This is a genomic window from Halorubrum sp. B52, from assembly GCF_059752555.1.
Genome location: NZ_MWTG01000018.1, coordinates 277019 through 300940, shown reverse-complemented (window position 1 = coordinate 300940; position 23922 = coordinate 277019). Strand labels below are relative to the sequence as shown.

Sequence of the window (23922 nt, the reverse complement as noted above, 5' to 3'; positions counted from 1 at the left end):
GTTGATACTGATCGTCAGACAACTGATAGTTAGGTAAGGTTTAATATCCTACAGGATAGCGATCGGTACGTGTCACCGCAGATGGAGCGTCGACCGGGCGTCGCCTACCGACGGCCGGACGGCGATCCGGATCGGTTCGTCGTCGAAGCCGCCGGCGAGCCGCGGCTGGACGTCGACGCCCTCCCCCGGAACGACTGGTTGGAGGCCACGGTCGAGGAGGACCGCGAGCGCCTCCGGTCGGCGCTCGACGACGGGGACGTCGACGTCACCTACCGCCTCGCGGTCGACGACGGCCCCGCGTGGGTCCGGGAGCGCGGGCGCCGCGACGAGAGCGGCGACGTGGTCGGTTACCTCCTCCCCGCGGGCGAGGAGGACGAGCGCCGCCGCAGACTGGAGCGGCAGCGCGAGCGCTTGGAGGAGTTCGCCGGCGTCGTCTCCCACGACCTCCGGAATCCGCTCTCGGTCGCCGTCGGCAACGTCGAACTGGCGAGGGATCTCGACGGCGAGGCGGCCGACGAGCGGCTCGACCGCGCTCGCGACGCCCTGGACTGGATGGACGACCTCACCGCCGACCTCCTGGCGCTCGCCCGCGAGGGGCGCATCGTCGAGGGGACCGAGACGGTCGACCTCCGGTCGGTCGTCGACGCCGCGTGGCGCACGGTCGGAGCCGGCCCCGAGACCGAGCTCGTCGTCGAGGGGCCGCTCCCGACGGTCGAGTGCGATCGAAGTCGACTCCGGCAGGCCCTGGAGAACCTCTTCCGCAACGCGATCGAACACGGAGCGACCGGCGACTGCTCGCCCGGCGAGGTGTCGGGGGAGGGCGACACGGACGCCGATGACGCGGCGGGTCGACGCGGCGGGCCGGCTGACCCGTCGCTCCGGGTCTTCGTCGGCGCGCTGCCGAACGGGTTCTACGTCGCGGACGACGGCCCGGGGATCGACCCCGCGGAGCGGGAGTCGGTCTTCGAGCCCGGGCGGACGACCGCGGCGGACGGCACCGGCTTCGGGCTCGCGATAGTCGAGCGGATCGCCGAGGCGCACGGCTGGTCGGTGTCCGCGACCGAGGGCCGAGCGGGCGGCGCGCGCTTCGAGTTCGCGGGCGTCGAGAGCGTCGACGAGGTCGACTCGACGGGGCCGGGTCGCGGAAGCCTCGCCACCGAGTCCGGCGGCTCGCCGACGACGTAGCGCCGCGGGCGACGGCGGGGACCTCAGAAGAAGTCGCTCAGCCCGGCCTGTCCGTCGTCCTCTTCGTTCCCGTCGGCGGCGTCCGGATCGCCTGCGTCCGGGTCGGCGGCGTCGCTTCCGGCCGGGTCCGCGGTCCCTCCGCTTGCGCCCGAGGCCGACCCGTCGCCGCCGTCGGCACCGCCGGTCCCGTTCGCGTCGGTCCCCTCCACCGACCGCGTGCCGCCGGCGAACGCGCCCTCGGCGTGGTCTTCCATTCGCTCCTCCCGGAGCGCCTGCGCGTCCTCCACGATCGACGCGACCTTGTTGGTGGACTCGCCGGAGCCGGTGACGAAGGCGACGCCCGCCTCGTCGAGGTCGTAGGCGGCCGCCATCGCCACCGTCAGCTCGCGCGGCTTGCAGTGGTGCGTGACCGTCTCTAGGAAGGGGAGCACCTCGCGGCGGGCGGTCGCGACGCTGCAGCCGCTCCTGGCCGCAATCTGCCCGACCACCTCGTCGGCGGTCGCGTCCGAGGAGCTCCAGAACTGCGGGCGACCGTACCGCGTCCACCCGCCCTTCTCCCCGTCGCGGGCGGCGGCGACCCCGGCGGCCGCGTTGTCGGTCGCGTAGCGCCAGTAGGTGTAGTTCTGCGTGGCGCGGACGCGGCCCAGCCAGACGTCGGCGTTCGCGAGGAAGTCGTACGCCCGGACCGCCTCGGCCGGCTCGTACACGTCGAGGACGTTGTTCTCGATCCACTTCGTGAGGTCGTCGGGCGTCTCGTCGACGGCGTACGCCGACTGCAGCGCCTCCTCCGCCGACTCCTCTTTGAGGACCGCGTCGAGGAACGGGAACAGCCCGAGCGCCTTGTCGCGGTCGCCGGTGACCACGTCCTCGACCGCGATCGCGTCGCGGCCCTCCGTGGCGGCCTGCAGGTCGTTGATCGCGCCGCGGAGGTCGCCGCGGTTGCGCTCGGCGATCCGCTCTAAGGCGTCCGACTCGAACTCGATCCCCTCCTTCCGGCAGACGTCCCGGAGGACGGGCACGATGGAGCGCGCGGAGACGTCGCGGAACTCGATCTCCCGGGTGGCGTCGCGGAGCCCGCGCGCCATGTCGTAGTAGTCGTTGGCGATCAGGACGATGGGCTGGCCCGACTCCTTGACGAGCTTCGTGATCGCCGAGGCGCCCCCGCGGTCGTAGTTGCCGTGGATGTTGTCGGCCTCGTCGAGGACGACGAGCTGGCGGGAGGCCGTGTCGCCGCCGGACGCCCCGCCGCCGGCCGCGCTCCCGCCGAGGGTGGCGTTGCGGGCGGCCCGCCCCGCGAAGCGCTCGATGACGTCGGCGGTGCGCTGGTCGGAGGCGTTCAGCTCGACCGTCTCCCACCCCATGTCGTTCGCGAGCGCGTGGGCCGCGCTCGTCTTCCCGACGCCCGGGCTCCCGTGGAGGACGACGGCCTCGCGGTGGTCGTCCCACGAGCGCGCCCACTCCGCGAACGCGTCGCGGGCCTTGTCGTTGCCGCGGACCTCCGAGAGGGTGCTCGGGCGGTACTTCTCCGTCCAGTCGGCCATTACCCGCGGTAGGTCGGTGCGGCGTTTAGTGGTTCCGGAGGCGCGTTCGATCCCTTATCAGGCCGGCGACCGTACCGACTCGCCATGGAGGAACGCGACGAGCGGATCGCGGTCTACTCGGACTACGTCTGCCCGTTCTGTTACCTCGGTCGCCGGTCGCTGGCGGCGTATCAGGGGACGCGGGAGCGCGACCTGGCGATCGAGTGGCGACCGTACGACCTCCGGGGGCACAAGCGGGGCCCCGACGGCGAGGTGATCCACTCGATCGACGACGGGAAAGACGAGGCGTACTTCGACCGGGTCCGACGCGACGTGGACCGCCTGCGCGATCGGTTCGGCGCCGACGAGATGCTCGACCTCGATGACCTCCCGGACCCCGTGGACTCGTTCGACGCACAGGTCGCCTCGCTGTACGTGAGCGAGGAGCGCCCCGACCGCTGGCTCGACTTCGACGAGGCGATATTCGAGGCGCTCTGGGTCGACGGGCGGGACGTCGGCGACGTCGACGTGCTGGCCGACATCGCCGAGGCCGTCGGGCGGGACGGCGACGAGATACGGAGCGCGGTCGCCGACGAGGCACGCCGCGAGCGACTGCGGACGGCGTTCACCGAGGCGCGAGACGCCAAGATCGGCGGCGTCCCGACGTTCGAGTACGAGGGGCGCACGGCCAGGGGCGCGGTGCCGCCCGAACAGCTGGAGCGGCTCGTCGAAGGGGTCTGAGGAGGAGATTCGTCGACGGCGGCGCCGCTCTCGTTCTGAAAAGTCGAAGTGGGACCGCTGAGCACACAAAGTTAGCTTGAGTTGCGATACATCCGATTCGGCGGTGTCGTTGAAGTTCATCATTCGTACAGTTTGTCGAGGTTGCTGCGGCGGATCGACATCCGCTTCAGCTTCTCAGGTTGGTCGTAGACGCTGTTCACGAGCTCCACAGACGTCGCCATCTTCACCGCAATCTCCTCCGGCGGCCACCCGCGATCGCGATGCCACGTCACCGACCCCGTCCGCCACTTGTGCGGCGACCGGACCGACGGACAGCGCGACTGCTGACCGTGGACACGAGCCTCACACTCCGCCGGATCGCGATCGTGAGGGCACTCCTTCCCGACCTGGCACGGCTGCGTCAGCTCGTACGCCCGAACGCGGATCCCAGAAACGCTGATCCGTCCCGGCGCCTTCTTCGAGCTGAGCAACGGCTTCCGTCCGTGCTCGTCACTCACGTCGATCCGGCGAACCCGGATGTACGCGCCGAGCACGTCGCCGAGCTCCTCCGAGATGTTCACCGGGCGCTCGCCGTTGTGCTTCTTCTTCAGCGGCGTGTCGGTCTCCGGCCGGTGCCGGAAGTAGAGGAACGGGAGCTCGACGCCCTCGAGGATCTCTTCCAGGACGGACTCGCCGACGTCGAGATCCTCCTGGTACCGCAGCCGATCGAGATCGTCCTCGTCGAGGTAGACGTCCTCCAGGTCGAGCGCCCGGAGCGACCCTGCCCGGGCGCCGGTCTCCCACATCAGGAACGCGATGACGTGATCGCGACTCGCGTACTCGAACCGGTCGAGATGCGCGAGGATGTCCTTCGCGCGAGACGTCGGCAGTTTCTCGCGGTTGATCCGCTCGTCCTTCGAGACGTGCGGAACATCGACCTGGCTGGCGACCGCGGGCTCCACCGCGTTCGCCTTGATACCGAACTCGAGGAACTGCCGGATCGTTCCGAGCTGGTTGTTCAGCGTGTTCTTCTGAACGTCACCGCTCGACCGACGCATCGAGTCGAAGCGGAGCAGAAGACGCCCGTTCAGGTCGTTCAGGTTCTCGATACCCTCGTCCTCGAGGAACTCGACGAACGGCTCGACACGGTAGCGGTAGCTCCGGACCGTGCTCTCAGCCTTGTCCATCTGCTGGCGCTCCAGCCAGATGTCGAGCGCCTCGCGCGGCGCCATCGGGATCAGCTCCTCGCCGCCCGCCGGCGCCTCGTACTCGTCGTCCCTCACCGCTCACCTCCGAGGGCGCGGATCGCCTCGCGCAGCATCTCCTCGTCGGCGCCGTTCGCGAGCTCGACGAGCCGCTTCACCAAGAGATCGTTCTCCCTCGGCGTCGGCGGGTCGGGCCACGGCGTGCCGCGGACCTCGGTCCAAAGGAGGTACATCGCCTCCTCGTCGAACTCGACCTCGAGCGGGCCGTCCGCCGTGATCAGCGTGAGGACGTAGCCGTCAGCGTCGACCGCCGGCCCGTACGTTACCCCCGTAAGTACGCGCTCGGCGTCGACGACGCGGCGCTCGATGCCCTTCCCGGACATCACTGGTCCCTCGCGAGCTTCGCCTCGTGCCCCGTCTCCTGGCGATGCTCGTCGGCTTCACGGCCGGCGGCGGTGAGAGTCGACGCGTCACCGGTCCAGGAACACTCCGAGCAGACTGCCTCGTAGCTCATCGCTCGGACACCCCCAGATCCTCGGCAGTCGTGTCGCACCAGATCTCGTCGCTCTCCTCGGTCAGCGTCGCCTCAGTCACGATCGCGTTCCCGCTCCGCCAGATGAGTGGTGCGACCGGCGCTTCGTACCCAGCGTGCGGAACGTTCAGCTGGTAGCGCGCCCCGTGTCCGGACAGCTTCAGCAGCACCATGTCGTTCTGGGGCTCGATCCGGTGCTCGACGGTCAGTTGTCGAGACCGGTCATCGGAACACTCCAGTTCGAGCTCGTCACCGGGGACGCAACCGCGGAGGAACCGGCTCAACTCGTGGAGTTCCTCCTTCCGGACGCGGCTCTCGCCCGACTCGCTCATCGATGTTCCTCCGCGGCGTCGGCGGCCGCTTCAAGATCTTTCGCGACCTGACGAGCCAGATCGGGCTCCAACATCAGCCCGATCCCAACCGAGGTCTCGCCATCCTGGTAGCGCGGATTCAGCATCACCTGGCCCTGATTGTTGTAGGTGATGCCGAGGTCGGCGCCCTCGTGTACTTCATCGAGGTGCGCGTTCACCAGCGTGGACTCGACGTGACCGAACGCGGAGACCAGTTCGGTGATGCGGTTGTCACCCGCCCGGACCTTCCAGTCGCCATCCCAGCTATCCATCGAGCATCGCCTCCTCGGCCTCGACGACGCGCTGGAACTCCGCGGTGCTCCCGCCGTTGTCCGGGTGAGCCTGCGCCTTCCGAGCCCGTGCCGCGGACTTCACGACGTCTTCCGGTGCGCCCTTCTGGATGTGGAGGACCTCGTGCGGCGGCTGCCTCGAAGCAGAACCAGCGACCACCGCATCCTCGTCGTCACCAGGGGGAAGCCGCGCAGCGGCGAACTCCGAGTCGCCCGTCTTCACCGGGCGCTGACTCCGCATCCGCGTCTCGTGGACCCACTTGAACACGTAGCGGAGGTTGTCACGGAGCCGCGGCGACGCGTCGCAGGCCACCGCGAACTGCTCGCCGTCGTCAACCCATCGCAGCACGAACCCCGGATCATCCGGGTTCGCGTTGTGGAGCGGCAGCCCGTTCGACTTCGTGTGCGAGTTCCCGATCTCGCCGCGCCACTCGTCGACGTCCATCCGGTCCATCTCGGTGGCGAGGTCCTGCGTGGTCGTCCCGACCGTCGCCTCGAAGCTTCGGTTCCGCTCGCGTTCGGCGGCAGGCGTCCGCTCGAATCCGGCGGGCCAGTCGAGGCTCACCGGAAGATCACCCCGAGGCCGTTGACCTCAAACTCTTTCGGGTTCCCGCACTCGGGACACTCGCCCGGGATTCCGGGAACCGAGATCTCGCCGTCGGGACTGACCCTCGCCGGCTCGTCGAGCTCGGCCGTCTCAGGTTCGTGGTCACAGTACTCCGGGTCGTCCGGGTCGAACCGGTCGTTCGCGGCGACCGCACACTGCCACTCGACCGTCTTCTTTCCGGAGATGCGCTCGAAGTACGGATCGCTGTACTCGGCTTCGGTGGTCTCGGACTCGCTCACGCTGAGTCACCTCCGTCCGGCCGCGGGATCATCACCCACTGCGCCCGCTCTTCCATCGAGATCGTGACGCCGCCGATCCGCTGCACGTCGGGGTAGTACTCGACCTTCCCCACGCGTGGCGCGTCCTCAGTGTTCCGACGCCACTCCGGAGTCAGGTTCTCCTCGGCGTTGTCGAGTAGCACCTCGGGAAAGCGGTTGAACAGCCGCCGCTCGATCTCTTCGATGCCGGCGTCCCCGATCTCCTGTGCTATGTCCTCGCCGACGGCCTCCTCGTCGATCCAGAGGAACAGCCCCTCGTTGCTCAGATGGATCGTAACCGGTGCCTCGACGAGACGCGGCTCGTCATCCTCCGCCGCCTCCACGGCGAGCTGGTGCGCGACCATCCCGGCGTGAGCGTTGTCCGACATCACGCACCTCCGTCGATCGCGGCCGAGAGGTGGTCGCGCCGCTGCTGGAGCAGCCGGAGCCCCTCCTTGCTCACCCGGTAGGAGTTCGTCCGGTTGTCGATCGCCAGCGACTCCTTCACGATCAGGCCATCCTCCGCGAGCTCGTCGAGGTTCGGATACAGGCGCCCGTGGTTGATCTCTTCGCCGTGGATGTCTTCGAGGCCGTCCTTGATCGCGAGGCCGTGGACCTGATCGACCGCCGCATCGAGCCGCGCGGTCACCGCGAGCAGGTCGAGCTGGAACGCGGTGAGGTCGGTGTGGTGAATCGTGCTGTTCGTCTCGGTCGCCGTCGGCTGCGTAGTGTTGGAACTCATGAGTCAGTAGTGTCGAACTGCGTGGTGTCTCGGCCGATCGCGTCGAGCAGGTTCCGCAGAGGAACGCCGCTGACGTCGAGGCCGCACGGTGACAGCGTGGCGCGACCGCCCGGACCCTCGAACGCGTAGCCGTGGTTCGAGAGCGGCTGGCCGCAACCCGGACAAGCGTCGCTGTCGCCGTTGAGAACGATACCGCCTGCGTGCGTGCCGGGAGTTTTACAGTACCCGGACGGGTTTGCTGACATGGCTTTCGTGCCTGGATCACGGAAGCCCACGCGGACCCGTGCTGGAACACGGGGTCCGCATCGTTTCTGAGAGGACCCATCGGCGAGCGACGGGTCCGCGAGAGTGCTTCCGTAGCTAGTCTGTCATAAGCCCATCCTAATAAATGTAAGTATGTATCTACTGACTCAGTTAAGCAGATGTTTACTTGAGTCCTAACACCGTGAAAATTAACAGATAGCGAACGAGTGTACGTGCTATGGGAATTGAGCCAGAGGGCCCTACAGATGCACACAAATACGTGCTTGGCCTTCTGCGACTCTCTCCACCAGAGGGGTCCAGATCGGACCGACTCAGGTTGTCTCCGGAGTGCATAACTCGGAGTCTCGGTTACAAGAACTCGGATTACCTGGTCCGAATCTGCAGGGAGTTGCAGAATGAGGATCTCATCAAGCGAGAGGATCCGGGATATTACGAAATCACCTGGCGAGGAAGGGCCTACCTCGAAGGGGAAATCGAGATCTCGGAGGAGTAGCTGCTTACTCCTCACACCCGTCCTCCTTCCAGTCGTTCGCCGGCGACATCGGCGACGCGCTCCACCCAGTCGGGAATTTGATCGTAGAAGACGCTGTCGCCGTCGGCGAACGCGCGAATCACGTCGAGGGAGCCGTCGACGATCCGCGCGTCGAGCTGCCAGTCGAACTTGTTCGCCGCCTCGATCTCGACGCGGAGCGCGGAGTTCGCGTCGACACTGACCGTCACGGCAGCGTGTTTTGGAGCACCACGTCCGCGGATCCCCTCCGCGACGAGGTCGACATCGATCTCTGCCGTCTGTGCGCTACTGCCGTGGGCGGGTGGCTTTGAGGCCATACCCGACCGTGGTCAGGACTCCCTCTTGAGAGTCCCACGGAGTGTTCCGGATGGTTCCGGATGGTCGAGAACCGCTAGAAGGAGTGCCGATCAGACTTGTTCGGGATGGTGTTCGTGATGGTCCGCGGACAGACTGTAGATCTTCTTTCCGCTCCGCTGTTCGGTAGTCACGAGATTGTAGTGTTCGAGCTTCGAGAGGTGGGTGTCTCGAAGATATCGAAGGCTCACAGGATCGCCGTGGCGCTCGGCGTAGCGCTCGTACAGCTCACGCTGGATCAGTTCCTCATCGTCTCGAAGCACCTCGTACACGACGCGCTGGTGGTCGTTCAGCTTCGAGAAAGTCTTCCGGGCCATCTCACGGCGCGCTTGCGGCACTGCATCCTCGACGAGTCGCTCCGGAATCGTAGACAACCCCTCGGTCGACGCCTTCGAGGCGGCGGCACGGAGGACGGTAAGCGCCATCCGAGCGTCGCCGTCCGAGAGCCGCGCGATCGCCTTACAGACCCGGTCGTTGGCGACTCCGTTCCCGAGCCCTTCGCGAGCGCGGAGCCGGAGTATCTCGGCGATCGTGTCGTCTCCGTACCGGTCGAACCGAACCCGGTAGCCGACTGAAACGCGGGAGCGAACGCGCTCGTCGAGGTCGGCGAGCAGGTCGATCTCGTCGTTCGCAATTCCGATCCATGAGAGTCCGCGGATCTCGTGGATATCGTAGAGGACCCCGGTCTCGCGAAGCTGATCGACCTCGTCAAGGATGACGACGCCCGGGCCGTTGAACCCGCGCTTGATCTTCGCGTTGAGATCTGACGTCGACGCGGAGCGGGGCACGGCCTCGCCAACGAGTTCGCGAGCGAGGATCTCCAGCACGGCGTTTCGGGTGTAGTCCTGCCAGCAGTTCACGTACGCGTGCGGTACGTCGAGGACCTCACGCCGAAGCTCGCGAACGGCAGCTCGGGCGACTGTGGTCTTACCGACGCCGGAGGGGCCGAACAGAAAGCAGTTCTCGGCTCGAAAGCCACCTTCGATTGGTGAGAGGGCGTCGGTCACCTCGTTCATGTGGCTGTTCCGACCGACGATCGGGTCGGGGAGGTGGTCGTCTTCGAAAACCGCACCGTTGCTTATCATAATTCAGGCCGAAACAGTCACGGGATATAAGATGTACCCCCAGTGTTCCGGATGGTTCCGGATGGCGTTATGAGTACTTTCACTCCGGTCTGGCTACCCTTTTGATGATAGGGAGGTGATCAGGGCGTATGGAAGTAATCTTCCAGAATCAGAATGGGCACAAAGACAGACTCGAATGTGGTTGCGTATCTGAAGGTGATACTGGGCTCTTCTTATACAAGTTTGACAAGCAAAAAAGCAGTAACCAGATTGGATACGTACCTTTCGAGAAATTATACCACGTAGAACCGTCTGAGGAAGAAGCGAAGGACTAGCGAATCAACCACTGTCCGACTTCTGGTGAAGAGTCGGACTACATCGGCTCAGCGCAAACGCTGAGATATGATAGGCAGACCAACAGCTAAAACACGACGGGCTATAAGAGACGTTTCGTGACCCGACAGCGAACAGTCCAATCCAGGAAAGAACTAGAAGATATGGTTGATGAATACGTCGAGAAAGGGTACAAAGTAAAACGCTCAACTTCGTCTGAGACGATGGTCAAAGAGCGTACCGTAGGGTCATGGGTGATACATATCATCCTGCTCATCTTCACGATCGGGTTTGGAAACGTGATCTATCTAGTGTATAGTTGGGTTACGGCAGACACCGTCGAGATTGTTATTGAAGACACGTCCGCAGCCAGCGCATCGGAGCCCTAGCCCAACTTACAGATGCAGCGCGACTTTGTGTCCGGGAAGTGGTGAAGAGTCGGACGTGATCGCGCTCGAACCCGGCCCGATCACGCCGGGAACCTCACCCGACCCGTACCTTTTTGTCCGGTTGACGCGCCAGCCGGACGCATGAACCTCCGACCCCACGACGAGCAAGACGGCAAGAAGGTGTGGCTCTCCGACGAGGAGATCGTGAAGCTCGAGGAGACCGCGAAGGACACGGAGCAGACGATCGCGTTCGGGCTCGGCGCGCGCTGCGGGCTGCGCTCGGCCGAGATCCTCGACGTCGCCCCGCAGGACGTCGTCGAGACGGACGCGGGCTGGGTGGTCCGGGTCTGGGAGGGGAAGGGCGACAAGTTCCGCGAGACGCCGATCCCGAGCGACCTCGCGATGCGGATCGAGACGATCGGCGATATGCGCGAGGCCGCGGGCGACGAGCCGGTACTCTCGATTTCGTCGACGCGCTCGCTCCGGCGCTGGCTCCAGGACGCTCGCGAGCACCTCGCCGACCAGGAGGACGAGCGCGGCTGGGAGTTCCTCAGTACTCACGACCTCCGGCGGACGTGGGCCAGCGCGCTCGCGGACGCGGAGGTGGACCCGCTACTCGTTCTCGACTGGGGCGGCTGGGAGGACCTAGAGACGTTCCTCGATCACTACAACGGGACGTACAGCCCGGCGGCGCAGCGGCGCGCACGCGAGAAGGTGGAGTGGCTCTGAGAATCACTACGTTCAACGGCGGACCGTCGCGGTCGCAGAAGCGCTCGATGTCGCTTTAGCGGTGGCAGTGGCGTACTTGACGAGACCAATCGTATAATCCTTGAGGTATGCGAGAAGAAAATTTGCAGCAGCTACAACCAGACCTAAGCACTCATCTGTAACCGTCATGAGGGTACTGGCTAATAGGTTCAGCCAGGCGGCGGCTTTCTGAGAATCCAGTTCCCGCTTTTGGAACCACTTTCCGATGGAAGGCCACGGTTCTGGAGCGTCCGCATCAATCAGTACTTTCTTGTCCTGAATTTTGACTGCGGGCATGGGTAGAAATCACAATCTGGCCACATTACCTTTTCCGTGCCTCGGTGAACGGCCTATTTCACGCTTGTGTGGAAACGTGAAACGGGACCGTGTCCGTGATTCAGTGCTTCTCCGACAAGCAAAACGGGTCCAGGCCGAAAATTAATCACGACGGGCGTCGTGAGCGGTAGTATGCGAGCGAGCCCACTGACATCCGACACTCGGGCGATGTCGGGGAAGTGGCAGGCTTTCTTGCTGGTCATCGGCTTCGCCTTTGGTTTCCCACTCGTGGGTGCGATCTGGCCCGTCGCCACCCGCAGAACAGTAGGCGACATAGTGGGCGGCGCGCTCTGGGTAGTTGACTCGGTTGGTGGTGGCGTTTCCGGACAGATCGTCGCTGGGATAGTCGTACTAGGTATCCTCTTCACGATGCTCGGAGGCGTGTTTCTGGCCGCCGAACAAGTCTACGGCTGGATAAAGAAGCGCCGGGATGGTACGGTGAACGAGTACCAGATCAAGTAGCCGAGCTCACAGCCCTTCCACGTCCGCGAGCGAGATCGTGCTCGTCTCGTCGACGCGGAGCACCTCGGTCCGCCGCATCAACTCGGGGACGTTCCCGACCGACGTTTTCGTGAACGGGAGCTGGATCCCGAACCGGGTGTACCCGCGGTGGGCTTCGATGTGAGCGTGGAGCGACCCGAGCGAGAGGTCGGTCTGGCCGCACTCGGTACACCGGAAGAGCACGAGCTGACCGTCGGCCTCGTACTCCTCGTGGAGGCGGTCGAGGAGCGTCACTCGCCCTCACCCCGCCAGTGCCGCAACGCGACCCCGAGAGCGAGGATCGAACCGAGCAGACCAGCCGCGCCGGCGTAGTACCACGTCGGACAGGCGCCGCAGCCACAGACGCCCATGCAGAGGTCCGCGACCTCGCCACTCCCGGCCGGAGGCAACTGCGCGAACATCGTGTTGACGACGATCAGAGCAACCATCACCACGATGCCGAGTACCGGGAGCACGTGCGGGCCCGTGACCTGCGCACGCTCGAGGCCACGCAGGAACGATAGCGACCTGTAGAGCCGTTCCCAGACGACGCTCGGGACGGCACGGAGGGCCAGCAGCACGCCGAACAGTACTGCGAACACGTACGGCGTCATCGCGAGATCTGCGAACTCGCCGGTCGCTGGCTTGAATCCCCTCAGACTCGAGAGCAGAAACACCGACGCGGCGCCCCACACCAGCGTTCTGATGGCTTCGCTCTGTGTCTCGGTGAGCTCGGACCCGGCCCAGAACAGGATCTTCTCGATGACGTCTCCGATGATGGTCATGATGAGATAGGCGAAGAAGACGCCGAAGATGGCGTACACGGCATCTACCGCGGCGACGAACTCGGCCCCGGCATCCGTGAACACCTCGCCGAGAACCAGTATCTGCAGGATGGCCACGACCGAGAGGGTCCACACGATGAGGAACCGCTCGACGTAGCCCCAGTACTGGATCGCCCCGTCGCGCTGCTCATTCCGTATCATCGTCCACCTCGTCCTCCCGGTTCCAGCCGAGCTTCTCCTCGATCGCCGAGACGATCGGGACCCGTCCGTTCCGGAGTCGCCAGAGAAGGTTCCACCCGGTCCGCGATGTGTGACTGTCCATCCGCTTCCGCGCCTCGAGCTCGGCCTCGGTGCCGTTGCCGATGAGGTACGCACCGCGGGCGACCAGGAGCGCGAGGGCCAGCAGCATCATGCCGACGGCGAGAAGCAGCCAGTTCATGACTCGAACACCTCGACGTCGTCGCGGCTGAGGAACGCAGCGCCGAGCAGCATCCCGCCGCCGAGCACGCCGGACGCGTTCGCAAGGTCCTGGAGTGTCGTCGCGGCGCCCCACAGGGGGCTCGTCTTGTAGAGCTCACCGGCGACGCGGGCGCCGGGGTCGGGGAGCTCGCCGGCGGCGATGGCGGCGTCCTGGAGGAGCGCGAGCGAGACGGACCAGGCCATCGCGGCGCCGATGCCGATCAGCCCGAGCCCGAGCAGCAGGGAGACGATCTGGGTCTGGTTCATCAGAAGAACACCACCCAGCTGAACAGCGCGCCCATCATCATCGCGACGAGCGTGCTCCCGAGGATCCACTTGTCGCTCACGGGCTTCTGACCGCCGCCGTACCGTTCCTTCGCGGACTCGAGGGCGGTCTTCATCAGCCGGCGGTTCTGTCCGGCCTCGAAGAACCAGCCGGTCGTGAGGTCAGTGCGGACGTACGTCGCGTCCGGGTCGACGTCCTCGGGGACGTAGCCGAAGATGCCGTCGTGCGCGATGAGGTCGGTGATGGCGAAGCCGGGCGGCGCCTGTCGATCGCCGCCGTCGGTGGCGGGACCGTTCGCCATCTCGTCGACGCGGGCGGGCGTCTCGGTCACGTCCTCGCCCCAGGTCTCGACGTCGTTGGTGTGGCTGACGCCGAGGCGGGTCATCGCGAACCGGTACCACTTCGGCTCGTTGTCCCACTCGTGGTCGTCGTACTCGCGGAGCTCGTACTCGCCCTCGGAGACGAGCGTGATCACGGGCCGGTCGTACGCCAGGAGGCCGATCGTGATGTACAGCTTCCCGAGGATCATCCCGAGGCCGCCGAGGCTGCGCCCGAAGAACGACGCGACAAACGGGAGCACGGCGAAGCCGGCGACGATCGCGATCACCGACCAGATGCCGAGCGGGAGCGGGATACCGAGCACGGGAACGAACGCCGGGAACATGAGGTACGCGCCGGCGACGCCACCGAGTCCGAGCAGACCGAGCAGCCCGAGGACGGTCTTGTCCCGACGCTCGAGGCCGCCGGCGCCGGCACTCGCGAGCAGCGCCATCCCGATGTCGATGCTCGTCTCGTTCGTCGGGGCTGCACCGGCAGCGCCGCCCCCGGTCTGTCCGGAGGCGAACATCCCGAGCAGCACGATCGCGATGAACGCGCCGACCGGGACGAGCAGCTGGCGGAGCGCTGTGGTGTCGGACTTCGGTGCCTGCCCCTTCTGGTAGTACTCGTGGATCTTCCGGACGAGCTGTGAGTCGAAGCTCCCGCCGACGAGCGACCAGATGTGGTTGAGGTTGACGCCGTCGTGCTTGCCTCGGAAGGTGAAGACGCCGAGGACGGACTCGACGAGCCGCTGGCGGCGCTCAACGCGCGTCTCGTAGATACCGCGCTGCTGCGCCTCGGTGAGCTCCCGTCCGACACTCGCGTCGCGCGGGTCAAAGATGAGACCGAAGCGTTCGTCGACGAACCCGAACGGCGTGCCGAACAGGTTGTGCAGGCGGTCCTGCGGATCGAACAGCGTCCGCTCGACGCTGTTCAGCAGCCCGCCGAACGAGATCGTCTGTTCGTCGTGCTCCTCGTCGTACTGTCGTCGCTTCAGCGTGAGCGCGTTCGCGGCGTTGAACGTGAGGGCCGGACGGTACACGCTCTTCAGCCCGAGGCCGACCGCCCAGTCGCCGATGCCGCGCCCCGCCTCTGAGGCCAGGAGCCGTGTGAGGACGGCGACGGCCAGCGGTCCGAGGAGGATCCCGAGGAGGAACGATCCGATCAGGAAGATCAGGACGAGATTCATTCTCGGCCCCCACGTGCTACCCGGTGACCTCGGACTGGGCTCCTTTCGTGTGATAGCAAGGTATGTAGCCCGCCGCCACGCATACATACTGCATCGCCTGTACGCCGTGTTGCGATTCGGTGGTTGGAATTATGCATTGGAATACGCCTCCTCGAAGCTGTCTGTGTTCAGGATGCGCGACACCTGCGACTGGCTGAGCCCTTCGACGTGCTCGGCTGACTGGAGTATCTCAGCCGTCTTCGTCTGGGTGATGCCGTGTTCGCACATCGCGTTCACGATGTGATACCGCGACATCTTGCTGGCCTTGTTCCACCAGTTGGATTTCATCTCGTCAACCTCGTCGCGGTGGACGTACACGGACTCGTAGTCGCCGCCGAGTCGGTCCTTCTTCTCCCGGTCGAGCCGCCGGAACTCGGGATGGTCGTCGAGGACGGGCCACGAGATGACCTCGGTGCGTTTGGTGTAGTCCGTCTGATAGTGCTCGTTCGTCTTGAGCCGGTAGACGATGGCCTCGCCCTTGGGCCGGCCGCGGTCGGTCTCCTGCGCCTGAATCCAGTAGTCGGCCGCGTCCGAGCCCATCCGCTTGTCGACCCAGTTCTTCGTCGGCGCGGTGAGCATGCCGAACACCTGCCGGTACCGCTTCCCGGCGAACGCCTGCGAGAGTTCGACGTTGCCCTTGGTCGTCCCACGACGGTTGTCGGCCGCGATCTCGGCCTCGTCGAGGATCAGTACCGACCCGGGATCGACCTCGTCGTACTTCCGCGTGTACTCGGGGGCGCTCGCGACGGCGGCCTTGTCGGCGGTCCAGCCCTGCTGGTCCCACAGTAGCGCGAGGACGACCGCGAGCGTGGTCTTCCCGACGCCGGTCTCGCTCGAGGCCGTGACGATGACGTGCATGTCGCGGCCGCTCACGAGACGGTTCGCGTACTCGTCGAACAGCTGCGAGTCGCGGAGCGACGGGAACTGCGCCCACGCAGACACGGGGCCGGCGTCGAACTCGGACGCGGCTACACGTTCTTCTTGCGCCATGCTTCCACCTCCTTGAGAACGCCGTCGTCGACGACCGTTCGGTTCTGTTCCTCGGCGAGGTCGACGTCGACGCCCTGGTTCGAGAGGAACTGGTTCGCCTTTCGGAAGGCGTTGAACGAGACGTACGCGGGCATGAACGTGGTGCGCGTCTCGGTGAGTGTACTCGGCCCGGAGTGGCGCGTGTCCACCGAGAGCGACCAGGACGCCGAGAACTGCTCGGGCGCGGTCAGGAAGCCCTGGATGCCGTTGATCGGCCACGCTTCGGGCTCGAGGTCGGCGGAGCCGACGACGCGGGGGTAGTCGCCGGCGTCGTTCTCAGCGATCTTTGCGATCCGCGGCGGCGGCTGGAGTCGTACCTCACCGAGCGAGACCTGCTGGAGGAGCTCGTACTCTTCGGCTTTCTGGACGAACCACTCGATGTTCGTGAGGTACCGCATCACCGCCGCCCGGAGGATCTGTTGACGGTCGGCGACGTCGAAGTCCGACTCCGTTCGGACCTGCGCCATCGTGACCTCGAACGCCTCGCCGGCGCGCTGGCGCGCTTGGTTGATGGCGCGGAGCCGCTCGGTCTGGTTGAACGCCTCAGGGTCGGCGACGCGGGTCTCGGCCGCGTCGTCGCCGTCTGCGCTTGCACCGTTAGATTTCGACGCCATCAGTTTCTGAACCTCGAGAGGAGGCCGCCGCTTGAGGAGCCGTTGCTGTCGCGAACCGCGTGGGTCTCGTTGACCGACTTGGAGGCGGTCTCCTGCTGGAAGCCGTCCTCTCCGCGCTTCGCCCGCGAGAACGCACCCAGCTTGTAGGACTCGTCTATCGCGAACTCGTCGAGCCCGAGCGACTGGCGGCGCTCGGAGCTGTCCTGCGCGGCCCACGCCCGAGAGAGGCCCTGCAAGCCGGACCCCGGATGCGGGTACCGGCTCTTCACGAAGAGGTCGAGGATCTCCGACATCCACTTGAACTCAGTCGTGTCGACGTCCTCGTCGTCGAAGTTGCTGAGCGGGAAGTCCTTCGCGGAGAGGTTCTCGAGCGCGTCGTCGCTGGACTCGAGCTCGCTTTCAGTGACGGTCTCCATGAACCGGGCCCGGTCCTGCGGACTGCGGGACGGCTGCGAGAGGCCGGCCTGATGGAGGGCCATCGTCTCCTCGTGGGCCATGATCTCCTCCTGCTGGCCGTTCTTGCTCACGCGGACTCACCTCCGGCCAAGAGCCCGTCCAGTCGGTCACCGATGACGGGTGCGAACTCCGCGCTGGCGATCAGCGCGAAGCCGGAGAGGATGAGCCCGAATCCGATGAAGCGGAACGACGCGGAGCCGAACAGACCGTACCCGATCGCGATCAGGCCGACGGTGCCGAGGGTCATCCCCGACTTGCGCACGCGCCGTAAGTAGCTCTCCTCGCTGTCCTCCTCGATGTATCCGAGCTGCTCGAGCCCGGCGCGGACTACCGCGCGCTCGGCTTCGGTGTCTTGGATACCTCGCTTCTCCGCGATGTCCCGGATAGACTCGGAGTGCTGGTCCGGAACCCGCGCAGTGAGTTGATTGGAGCTTGCCATGCACTGAGACGGCCGTTTCCCGAATTAATAAAACCCAAACTGCTGTTAATACTCGGACATTTTCAAAGAGTCTCAGCGTGTTCTCAGCGTTATCAGGATGTTTTCATTTATTAAAGATTCATAAAACGACTCTCAGACTTATTATAGGGCGACATTTGCCGCGTAGTGATGCCTCGCATCAAAGCGCTTCAACAGCAGCTCGACCTCGTCGCGGTGATGATCACGGTGATCATCGCGGGTGTGGTCGGCTACGTCGGTATCAACATCATGAGTAACACCCAGGAGACGACGGGGCTGTCTTCTGGAGATCCGTTCTATCAGGCACAGGGGAACCTGACCGATGGGCTGCAGTCGTTCTTCAGCCAGCTCGGAACGGTGTTCATCGTCATCGTGCTCGTCGTCGTGATCGGGTACCTGATGCTGCTCCGCGGCCGTCGCTAACGATGCGTCAGAACGGCCTGCAGCAGCGGCTCGATCTGGTCTCGGTGATGATCACGGTGATCATCGCTGGCGTGGTCGGCTACGTCGGGATCCAGATCATGAGCAGTACGTCAGAGAACGCCGGGCTCAGTGGCTACACGACGGACACGACGAACAATACCGTCTGGCAGAACTCGACGCTCGAGCTTCACAACGGGCTGAACTCGTTCTTCAGCCAGATCGGGACGGTGTTCATCGTGATCGTCCTCGTCGTGGTCATCGGCTACCTGATGCTGCTTAGGGGGCGGTAACCGAGCGACTGGGCGCGATCCCACACCCTCGATCTTCCATTCATGGCAAAAATCATCGTGACGGCAGTCGCCGCGTTGTCGATGCTGTACGTCGGCATCCAGGCGCTGTCGTTCCGGTCGCAACGCATCAACGAGCTCGGGCTCAGCGGCTCGAGCGCAGAGGGGCTCAACATGACCGACGCAGTCCTCGGTGACGGCGCCGCGATTCTCGGGAACGCGCTCCCGCGACTGTTCGTCGTCGTGCTCCTCGCGCTGCTGGTCGCGATGCTCGCACTCACTCGATAACAATGCTCCAACACACTCTCATCTTCGTCGGCGTCGTCGCGCTCGTCGCGACCACGATCTCGCTCCGGACCGGCGACGACCAGCTGGCTATCATCAGCGGCCTCGCCGGAACGCTCTCGTGGTCGCTCTGGGCGTACAGCACGCTCAACGTGGTCGCAGTCAGCGGCGGATCCGAGTTCGCGTACTCGTACCCGTCGCTGGCGGCGTTCGGCATCGCGATGGCGATCCCGAATCTCTTCGTGGCCCTCACCGGGCCGCTGCAGATCGCGCGGGACCGTAGTCAACTCACGGAGGAGGTTCAGTAACATGACATCCGCACAGTATCGGCAGTCTCGACGGCGACAGCGGTATAGGCGACTGAACGAGCGCAGCCGAAGGGGAGGTCGGTAGCGATGTCCGGCCTCGACGGCGGCGGTGGTGACTCGTACACCGGCGGCGCCGACGACTTCGACGACGGCGGCGACAGCGATACGAGCTCGGGAAGCGACGACACCGAGCCTACGACGAGTTCCGGCGGTGGTCTCGACTCGGGTGGTGGAGACACGTACACCGGCGGCGCCGACGACTTCGACGACGGCGGTGGCGGCAGCAGCAGCGACGGGGGCTCCTCGAGCTCGGGCTCGACGCGAGATCGAAACGTCGGGAGCGACCCGGTCGGCGGCGGAGGCAACGAGCCCAGCGCCGGCGGCGGCCTCGACGGCGGCGCCGGGGAGAGCTACAGCGGCGACCCGATCGACGCCGGGAGCGGGTCGAGCCGTGACTCCTCTTCGTCCTCGTCTTCCAGCGGGAGCGACGACACGGGGTCGACGTCGAACCGACGGAACCCGCCTCAGTCGCCCGACGACGGTGGCGGGGGGATGCGCGATCGCGACGCCGGCACGAGGATGGACTCGCGAACCCGCACCGGCACCGTGAACAGGGGCGGCGGCTCCCGTTCACTGGACGACGGCGGTGGGAGGCCGACCGGGCGCGACCCGACTCCCCCGCGTCGGGAGCGCGCCGCCGGGCCGAACACGGGGACGAACAACCGCGGCGGCGGGTCGCGGTCGCCCGACGATCGCGGCGGCGCCGGCCCGCTCGGCTCGAGCACGCCGGACGACGCGCCGCGAGCGGACACGCGCCCCGAACCGGCCCGGGACGAGGAGGTGATCGGCGCGCTCCGAGAAGACGTCGCGGAACAGCAGGGCGTCGACCAGTCCGAGGTCACGGTCACGGGGTTTGAGGAGACCGACTCCGGTCGGGTCATCCCGGTGTACTCGACCGACGCCGACGCGACGCCGGCGCGGAACGTGCCGGACGAGTTCCGGAACCAGCTCCGGAGCGACGCCGGCTCGCAGGTCGACATCGCGAACAGCAGCGACGCGAGCGTGGTCGTCACCGACGACGGCGACGTGACCGTTCAGTTCGAGGAGAGCGTCCGCGAACGGCAGCGCGAGCGAAACGCGGCCGAGCGCATCAACCGTCGGTTCCCGGACACGCAGATCGACACCCGAGACACCGAGCGCGTCTCCGGTGGCGGCTTCACCGTCGACCAGGGCACGGCCGAGGAGATCGTCCGGTCCCGGCGGAACGAGGCGGGCGGCCTCGCCGACGACAGCATGCTCCAGGGGACCAGCGGGAGCGGCCGCGGCGGCCAGTCCGCCCCGGCGACGACCGCGGGCCCCGAACAGCAGACGTCGCTGAACGCCGCTCGCCAGGAGGTCGCCGAGCGCGTCTCCGAGCAGACCGGCCAGGACTACGACGCGAGCGATGTCGAGGTCGAGACGACCGAGGACGGCCAAGTCGAGTTCAGCGTCGACCGGCGCGAGAGCTTCGACGTGGACTGGTCGTTCGGCCTCGCCGGTCCCGAAGACGAGGTCGAGCAGACGATCGACGACGCCGCGGAAGGCTACGGTCGGCGGACGAATGAGTTCGCTGACCGAGCGTTCGCGACGGACACCGACACGGAGAACTCGGCCGGCGCCATCGCGCTGCGGGCCCTGGGTCGCGACAACCTCGCGAGCACGTACGACCAGCGAATCCGGAACTTCGGCGCCGGCGGCCTGAGCGGGGCGGCGGCGATCGGGAACGTGCCGGGCATCGCCGGCGGGGTGCTTGAGGGAGCAGAGACTGGTGCAGCAGCGATCGGGAGAACAGCGGGCGGTACGGGTGGCGAGTTCCTATCCGAAGCTGACGAGCGAGGAAGTGCTCTCGCCAATTCAGCACTCGACCAGGCACGGGAAGCTCCTTTCCGAACAGGCGGCGCTCTCGCCGGATCGCTCATCGGCTCGGCCGGCGCGATCTCGGCGGCGTCCCGCGTAGGCACCCGCACGGGAACGGCGGCCCGGTACGCGATTCAGCCGGGCGAGGAGCTCGCTGGTTCCATCGGCTTCCGCGCGACGCGAGCGGCGACGAGCGAGCGGACGGCGCAGCGCGCGTTCCCGAACCGCGAGCCGCTGATCTTCTCGGAGGAGGCGGCACTCCGGGCCGGGCAGGCGACGGCGCAGACGGCGCGGCGCGCGGGCTCGTCGTCGGCGTCGCGGGTCGCCCGGGAGGCGACGGCGCTGCGTTTCCGCGCCGAGGAGGCGTTCCGGTCGGACGCGCCCTCGCGTGGCACGAACGACAACCTCGTCTCGCAGGCCGGGCAGCGGGCGCGGCAGGAGGCGGTGTCGGCGCGCTTCCGGGCGGCGGAGGCGTCGAGCCGCGTCCGGGAACGCGCGAGCGACGCTCGGGACCGAGTGCGCGACTTCACGTCCGACGACCGGGGCCAGGCGCAGGTGCCGCGGTCGCGGGCGCGGTCGGAGACGCAGTCCGAGGTGGAGACGGAGATGGGAAGCGAGCTGCAGACGCGGTCGCGGCTCCGCGAGCAGGGGTCGGACCTGCAGGATACGCGCGGGCCGAGCATCGACCAGAGCCGGGCGCGTGGCCCGGAGCTCGAGACGGAGACGGAGTCGTTCGGCGTGACGCGGTCGCGGGCTCGCGTGGAGCCGACGCTCGGCGACCAGACGGAGTCGCCGCTCGCGCGAAACCAGGCGGCCCAGCAGTCGAGCGTCGACGTGGCGAACGACGTGCTGGGCGGCCGACTACAGAGCCGAACGCGCCTCGAGGCTGACCTGGGGTCGCGGCTGGACACGCGACTCGACACGGGCGGCCGGACCGACACGCGGCTCGGGACGGAGATCGAGAGCGGGACGCGGACGGACACCCGCCTCGATACGCGGTCGCGCTCGGAGCTCCGGAGCGAGCTCGGGCTCGAGACCAACACCCGGTCGCGCCGGGAGTTCGAGCGGTCGGACCTGCGCGGTGATCGGCGCGGTGGCGAGAGCCCGTTCGGCGGGTTCTCGGAGGAGAGTAGCGTCCTCGAACGCGACCTCATCAATCCGTTCACGGGTGAGTGAGATGCGGAGACACGAGGGGCTCCAGCAGGCGCTTGAAGGCATCAAGGGCATCGCGAGCCTCGCCGGCGGGGCGGTCGTGTTGTACGTCGTGTACACCATCACGGGCGTGTTCCTGGACGATGCGGCGAGTCGGGCGCCGGGCGGGTACGGCGGCGCACAGACGAACGTGTGGATCAACACTGGTCTCGACCAGGTCCTGCCGGTGGCGTTCCTGCTCCTCGTGTTCTTCGGACTGGTCGCGGCCGGCGTGCTGTCGAGGGGGTACTGATGTCCCGGATGTACCGGTACGCGACGATCGGGATCATCTGGATCATCGCGGTGATCTGCCACTGGTTCGGCGTGGTGTACTTCGCGCCGGGTGGTGAGCTGTACTTCCTCGCGGCGGACGGCATCGGGACGTTCGTCGATAGCGGCTGGCGAACGGACATGTACCGCGTGTTCGCAATGTACCTGCCGATGATCTTCATCGGCGGGTCGCTGCTGTGGGGCTTCGCGGCGGAGTACGATAGCGCACTGTTCGGACGGAGGTATCCATGAAACTCGATAGAATACTGACGGTGATGCACGAAGCGGCGAGAGAACCGACCGACGAAACGCGCGTCGTCGACGTGGCGACGGTGAGCATCGAGGCCGATGACTGAACAGCAACCGCTCGAGGAGATGAGCGGCGCCGAGCTCCGAGAGGAGGTGCGGCGGCTCCGCGGCGAGCTGCAGGCGGAGCGAAGCGGCGTCAGTCGTCGGCAGGTCGTCGCGTCGGCCGCGGCGGCCGCTGGGCTCGGCGTTCTCGGCGTGTACAGCAGCGACGTCGTGAGTGCGGCGCCGACCGGGACGTTCCCGGAGCCAACTGACGACCCGCTGCTTCGGCTACGCGCTGATCGCATCCGGTTCATCCCGCGCTCGAGCGACCCGAGTAGCCCGGCCGGCGGAACACGGTGGGTGGTCGAGTAATGGGGCGCGGTATCATCGAGAGCGGGCTGTTCCGGACGGAGCAGTTGGAGATCGAGCAGCGGACAGCGGACCCGGCCACCCCCGAGCCGGACGAGGAGTGGCTCCGTGTCGACATCAAGCCGCAGTACGAGGACGCGAACGGGACCACCCAGACGGGCCTTGCCGAGTACCGAGTCGCGAACGGGGACGGCACAGTCGACACGGCGCCGGTCGCGGCCGTCGGCGACGCAGTCGGTGAGAATGTGATCGACAAGGACCGTCTGTACGTCGACGCCGGAGGCTCACCGACAGGAACTGGGTTCATCCCGCAGGCTACGTCCGGCGCAGCGTATCCCAACCGTCGTCTCGAACATCCGACTGACGGCCAGGTCGCGATGCACAACGCGTTGACTGCGAGTGCAATACCCGACAGCGTAGTCTTTCTCGACGACTGGGCGGACGGAAATCTCACGTCCGATCGGGACGATTACAACACGACGCTGTTTGGCGGGACAGATTCGACGCTCGTTCCGGAGAACGGATCAGGAAGCCTCCAGCGACCTGCGTGGACAGTCGACCGCGGCACACCCTCCGTGTCGAGCGAGACACTGACTGTTGAGACGAGCGGTGGCACGGGTGACAAGCTGCGGGCAGATCTCTCCCTGTCCTCGTTAGATAACTACACATGGGAGTTCAAAGTGTCATCCGCAGCGGGAGCGTGTTACGTTAGTCTTACCGCCAATTCGACCACGTTCCGTAGCTCTTCTCGTGCGAATTACGAGGACGGATATTACGTTTTGATGGCTAATGATATTGGACTCTACGTCGATGACAGCGGGAGTTCATCGAGCCTCATCAGCGCGTCGCTACCAAGTACCCCCTTCGTCATCCGAGTTGAACGCGATGCCAGCGGCGGATGGGAACTCTTCGTCGATGGCGCGAGTGAGGGGGCGGAAACAGACACAACCCACTCCACATCAACCTATGGAGGGATCTCTGCAAACGATGGGGTTAGCGAATCTCGTGTCGACCTCAACTGGTTTGGTGTGGACGATGGGAGCTGATTGACTCGGTGCCGCAGATTATCATGAAAACAAAATAA

Annotated in this window: 39 protein-coding genes; 16 read left to right on the top strand and 23 right to left on the bottom strand. The window is 66.0% G+C overall.

Annotated elements, in window-relative coordinates; translation table 11 throughout:
* Positions 1-81 precede the first annotated feature (81 nt).
* Positions 82-1185, top strand: coding sequence for a sensor histidine kinase (locus B4V04_RS18515; protein ID WP_498233375.1), 1104 nt, complete (start codon positions 82-84; stop codon positions 1183-1185).
* A 23-nt stretch (positions 1186-1208) separates the two neighbouring features.
* Here the strand turns inward: B4V04_RS18515 and B4V04_RS18510 are convergent, their stop codons facing one another.
* Positions 1209-2726: a replication factor C large subunit gene (locus B4V04_RS18510; RefSeq protein WP_498233116.1), complete on the bottom strand. Its 1518-nt coding sequence runs from the start codon at positions 2724-2726 to the stop codon at positions 1209-1211.
* An 84-nt stretch (positions 2727-2810) separates the two neighbouring features.
* Here B4V04_RS18510 and B4V04_RS18505 point away from each other — a divergent pair, with 84 nt between their 5' ends.
* Positions 2811-3446, top strand: a complete 636-nt coding sequence (locus tag B4V04_RS18505) for a DsbA family oxidoreductase (RefSeq protein ID WP_498233115.1) — start codon at positions 2811-2813, stop codon at positions 3444-3446.
* A gap of 119 nt (positions 3447-3565) precedes the next feature.
* On the opposite strand, the gene B4V04_RS18500 is transcribed toward B4V04_RS18505, so the two are convergent.
* The 10 genes from B4V04_RS18500 to B4V04_RS18455 are packed head-to-tail and all read right to left on the bottom strand — an operon-like array spanning position 3566 to position 7653.
* Positions 3566-4708 (bottom strand): tyrosine-type recombinase/integrase, encoded by a 1143-nt coding sequence (locus B4V04_RS18500; protein WP_498233114.1) that lies wholly within the window; start codon positions 4706-4708, stop codon positions 3566-3568.
* Complete coding sequence (locus B4V04_RS18495; RefSeq protein ID WP_498233113.1) at positions 4705-5013, bottom strand: hypothetical protein; 309 nt, start codon at positions 5011-5013, stop codon at positions 4705-4707. Before B4V04_RS18495 ends, B4V04_RS18500 begins: the two co-directional genes overlap by 4 nt.
* Positions 5013-5144: a hypothetical protein gene (locus B4V04_RS18490; RefSeq protein WP_498233112.1), complete on the bottom strand. Its 132-nt coding sequence runs from the start codon at positions 5142-5144 to the stop codon at positions 5013-5015. Before B4V04_RS18490 ends, B4V04_RS18495 begins: the two co-directional genes overlap by 1 nt.
* Complete coding sequence (locus B4V04_RS18485) at positions 5141-5494, bottom strand: hypothetical protein (protein WP_498233111.1); 354 nt, start codon at positions 5492-5494, stop codon at positions 5141-5143. The genes B4V04_RS18490 and B4V04_RS18485 overlap by 4 nt, the downstream gene beginning before the upstream one ends.
* Positions 5491-5784: a hypothetical protein gene (locus B4V04_RS18480; protein WP_498233110.1), complete on the bottom strand. Its 294-nt coding sequence runs from the start codon at positions 5782-5784 to the stop codon at positions 5491-5493. Before B4V04_RS18480 ends, B4V04_RS18485 begins: the two co-directional genes overlap by 4 nt.
* Positions 5777-6367, bottom strand: a complete 591-nt coding sequence (locus tag B4V04_RS18475) for a J domain-containing protein (RefSeq protein WP_498233109.1) — start codon at positions 6365-6367, stop codon at positions 5777-5779. The genes B4V04_RS18480 and B4V04_RS18475 overlap by 8 nt, the downstream gene beginning before the upstream one ends.
* Positions 6364-6648 (bottom strand): hypothetical protein, encoded by a 285-nt coding sequence (locus tag B4V04_RS18470; RefSeq protein ID WP_498233108.1) that lies wholly within the window; start codon positions 6646-6648, stop codon positions 6364-6366. Before B4V04_RS18470 ends, B4V04_RS18475 begins: the two co-directional genes overlap by 4 nt.
* On the bottom strand, positions 6645-7055 hold the full coding sequence (locus tag B4V04_RS18465; RefSeq protein WP_498233107.1) for a hypothetical protein: 411 nt from the start codon (positions 7053-7055) through the stop codon (positions 6645-6647). Before B4V04_RS18465 ends, B4V04_RS18470 begins: the two co-directional genes overlap by 4 nt.
* Complete coding sequence (locus B4V04_RS18460; protein ID WP_498233106.1) at positions 7055-7408, bottom strand: PadR family transcriptional regulator; 354 nt, start codon at positions 7406-7408, stop codon at positions 7055-7057. Before B4V04_RS18460 ends, B4V04_RS18465 begins: the two co-directional genes overlap by 1 nt.
* The gene (locus B4V04_RS18455; RefSeq protein WP_498233105.1) at positions 7405-7653 is read right to left on the bottom strand and encodes a hypothetical protein; all 249 of its coding nucleotides are present in this window, start codon (positions 7651-7653) and stop codon (positions 7405-7407) included. The genes B4V04_RS18460 and B4V04_RS18455 overlap by 4 nt, the downstream gene beginning before the upstream one ends.
* A 236-nt stretch (positions 7654-7889) precedes the next feature.
* Between B4V04_RS18455 and B4V04_RS18450 the strand changes: the two genes are divergently transcribed.
* Positions 7890-8165 (top strand): winged helix-turn-helix domain-containing protein, encoded by a 276-nt coding sequence (locus B4V04_RS18450; protein WP_498233104.1) that lies wholly within the window; start codon positions 7890-7892, stop codon positions 8163-8165.
* An 11-nt stretch (positions 8166-8176) separates the two neighbouring features.
* Here the strand turns inward: B4V04_RS18450 and B4V04_RS18445 are convergent, their stop codons facing one another.
* Both B4V04_RS18445 and B4V04_RS18440 read right to left on the bottom strand, forming a co-directional pair.
* Positions 8177-8500: a hypothetical protein gene (locus B4V04_RS18445; RefSeq protein ID WP_498233103.1), complete on the bottom strand. Its 324-nt coding sequence runs from the start codon at positions 8498-8500 to the stop codon at positions 8177-8179.
* A gap of 90 nt (positions 8501-8590) precedes the next feature.
* A complete protein-coding gene (locus tag B4V04_RS18440; protein WP_498233102.1) occupies positions 8591-9622 on the bottom strand; it encodes a Cdc6/Cdc18 family protein in 1032 nt (343 codons plus the stop codon).
* Positions 9623-9750: 128 nt separating this feature from the next.
* Between B4V04_RS18440 and B4V04_RS18435 the strand changes: the two genes are divergently transcribed.
* The 3 genes from B4V04_RS18435 (at position 9751) to B4V04_RS18425 (ending at position 11052) form a co-directional block, all read left to right on the top strand.
* Entirely contained in the window at positions 9751-9936 is a 186-nt protein-coding gene (locus B4V04_RS18435; protein WP_498233101.1) for a hypothetical protein, read from the top strand.
* A 117-nt stretch (positions 9937-10053) separates the two neighbouring features.
* A complete protein-coding gene (locus tag B4V04_RS18430) occupies positions 10054-10323 on the top strand; it encodes a DUF8108 domain-containing protein (RefSeq protein WP_498233100.1) in 270 nt (89 codons plus the stop codon).
* Positions 10324-10464: 141 nt separating this feature from the next.
* Positions 10465-11052 carry a tyrosine-type recombinase/integrase gene (locus tag B4V04_RS18425; RefSeq protein WP_498233099.1) on the top strand — a complete coding sequence of 196 codons (588 nt, stop codon included), beginning with the start codon at positions 10465-10467 and terminating at the stop codon, positions 11050-11052.
* 12 nt (positions 11053-11064) lie between these two features.
* On the opposite strand, the gene B4V04_RS18420 is transcribed toward B4V04_RS18425, so the two are convergent.
* Positions 11065-11367, bottom strand: a complete 303-nt coding sequence (locus B4V04_RS18420) for a hypothetical protein (protein WP_498233098.1) — start codon at positions 11365-11367, stop codon at positions 11065-11067.
* Between the two features lie 207 nt (positions 11368-11574).
* Between B4V04_RS18420 and B4V04_RS18415 the strand changes: the two genes are divergently transcribed.
* Entirely contained in the window at positions 11575-11868 is a 294-nt protein-coding gene (locus B4V04_RS18415) for a hypothetical protein (protein WP_498233097.1), read from the top strand.
* A gap of 6 nt (positions 11869-11874) precedes the next feature.
* On the opposite strand, the gene B4V04_RS18410 is transcribed toward B4V04_RS18415, so the two are convergent.
* From B4V04_RS18410 to B4V04_RS18370, 9 genes are all read right to left on the bottom strand, one after another.
* A complete protein-coding gene (locus B4V04_RS18410; RefSeq protein WP_498233096.1) occupies positions 11875-12141 on the bottom strand; it encodes a hypothetical protein in 267 nt (88 codons plus the stop codon).
* A complete protein-coding gene (locus B4V04_RS18405) occupies positions 12138-12872 on the bottom strand; it encodes a hypothetical protein (protein ID WP_498233095.1) in 735 nt (244 codons plus the stop codon). Before B4V04_RS18405 ends, B4V04_RS18410 begins: the two co-directional genes overlap by 4 nt.
* Positions 12859-13110: a hypothetical protein gene (locus tag B4V04_RS18400; protein ID WP_498233094.1), complete on the bottom strand. Its 252-nt coding sequence runs from the start codon at positions 13108-13110 to the stop codon at positions 12859-12861. Before B4V04_RS18400 ends, B4V04_RS18405 begins: the two co-directional genes overlap by 14 nt.
* On the bottom strand, positions 13107-13397 hold the full coding sequence (locus tag B4V04_RS18395) for a hypothetical protein (protein ID WP_498233093.1): 291 nt from the start codon (positions 13395-13397) through the stop codon (positions 13107-13109). The genes B4V04_RS18400 and B4V04_RS18395 overlap by 4 nt, the downstream gene beginning before the upstream one ends.
* Entirely contained in the window at positions 13397-14923 is a 1527-nt protein-coding gene (locus B4V04_RS18390; protein ID WP_498233092.1) for a hypothetical protein, read from the bottom strand. The genes B4V04_RS18395 and B4V04_RS18390 overlap by 1 nt, the downstream gene beginning before the upstream one ends.
* Positions 14924-15052: 129 nt before the next feature.
* Positions 15053-15952, bottom strand: a complete 900-nt coding sequence (locus B4V04_RS18385) for a hypothetical protein (RefSeq protein WP_498233091.1) — start codon at positions 15950-15952, stop codon at positions 15053-15055.
* Positions 15931-16605 carry a hypothetical protein gene (locus tag B4V04_RS18380; RefSeq protein ID WP_498233090.1) on the bottom strand — a complete coding sequence of 225 codons (675 nt, stop codon included), beginning with the start codon at positions 16603-16605 and terminating at the stop codon, positions 15931-15933. The genes B4V04_RS18385 and B4V04_RS18380 overlap by 22 nt, the downstream gene beginning before the upstream one ends.
* Positions 16605-17132 (bottom strand): hypothetical protein, encoded by a 528-nt coding sequence (locus B4V04_RS18375; protein ID WP_498233089.1) that lies wholly within the window; start codon positions 17130-17132, stop codon positions 16605-16607. Before B4V04_RS18375 ends, B4V04_RS18380 begins: the two co-directional genes overlap by 1 nt.
* On the bottom strand, positions 17129-17500 hold the full coding sequence (locus tag B4V04_RS18370; protein ID WP_498233088.1) for a hypothetical protein: 372 nt from the start codon (positions 17498-17500) through the stop codon (positions 17129-17131). Before B4V04_RS18370 ends, B4V04_RS18375 begins: the two co-directional genes overlap by 4 nt.
* Before the next feature lie 168 nt (positions 17501-17668).
* On the opposite strand from B4V04_RS18370, the gene B4V04_RS18365 reads away from it, so the two are divergent.
* The 9 genes from B4V04_RS18365 to B4V04_RS18325 all read left to right on the top strand — a co-directional run bounded on the left by B4V04_RS18365 (position 17669) and on the right by B4V04_RS18325 (position 23884).
* Positions 17669-17941 (top strand): hypothetical protein, encoded by a 273-nt coding sequence (locus B4V04_RS18365; RefSeq protein WP_498233087.1) that lies wholly within the window; start codon positions 17669-17671, stop codon positions 17939-17941.
* 2 nt (positions 17942-17943) lie between these two features.
* Positions 17944-18231 carry a hypothetical protein gene (locus B4V04_RS18360; protein WP_498233086.1) on the top strand — a complete coding sequence of 96 codons (288 nt, stop codon included), beginning with the start codon at positions 17944-17946 and terminating at the stop codon, positions 18229-18231.
* Positions 18232-18273: 42 nt separating this feature from the next.
* Positions 18274-18516 (top strand): hypothetical protein, encoded by a 243-nt coding sequence (locus B4V04_RS18355; RefSeq protein WP_498233085.1) that lies wholly within the window; start codon positions 18274-18276, stop codon positions 18514-18516.
* Between the two features lie 2 nt (positions 18517-18518).
* Positions 18519-18821 carry a hypothetical protein gene (locus B4V04_RS18350; protein WP_498233084.1) on the top strand — a complete coding sequence of 101 codons (303 nt, stop codon included), beginning with the start codon at positions 18519-18521 and terminating at the stop codon, positions 18819-18821.
* 87 nt (positions 18822-18908) lie between these two features.
* Positions 18909-21893, top strand: coding sequence for a hypothetical protein (locus B4V04_RS18345; protein WP_498233083.1), 2985 nt, complete (start codon positions 18909-18911; stop codon positions 21891-21893).
* A 1-nt stretch (position 21894) separates the two neighbouring features.
* Positions 21895-22161 (top strand): hypothetical protein, encoded by a 267-nt coding sequence (locus B4V04_RS18340; protein WP_498233082.1) that lies wholly within the window; start codon positions 21895-21897, stop codon positions 22159-22161.
* On the top strand, positions 22161-22430 hold the full coding sequence (locus B4V04_RS18335; protein ID WP_498233081.1) for a hypothetical protein: 270 nt from the start codon (positions 22161-22163) through the stop codon (positions 22428-22430). Before B4V04_RS18340 ends, B4V04_RS18335 begins: the two co-directional genes overlap by 1 nt.
* A gap of 96 nt (positions 22431-22526) precedes the next feature.
* A complete protein-coding gene (locus B4V04_RS18330) occupies positions 22527-22841 on the top strand; it encodes a hypothetical protein (RefSeq protein ID WP_498233080.1) in 315 nt (104 codons plus the stop codon).
* On the top strand, positions 22841-23884 hold the full coding sequence (locus tag B4V04_RS18325; protein ID WP_498233079.1) for a hypothetical protein: 1044 nt from the start codon (positions 22841-22843) through the stop codon (positions 23882-23884). Before B4V04_RS18330 ends, B4V04_RS18325 begins: the two co-directional genes overlap by 1 nt.
* Positions 23885-23922: the final 38 nt, after the last annotated feature.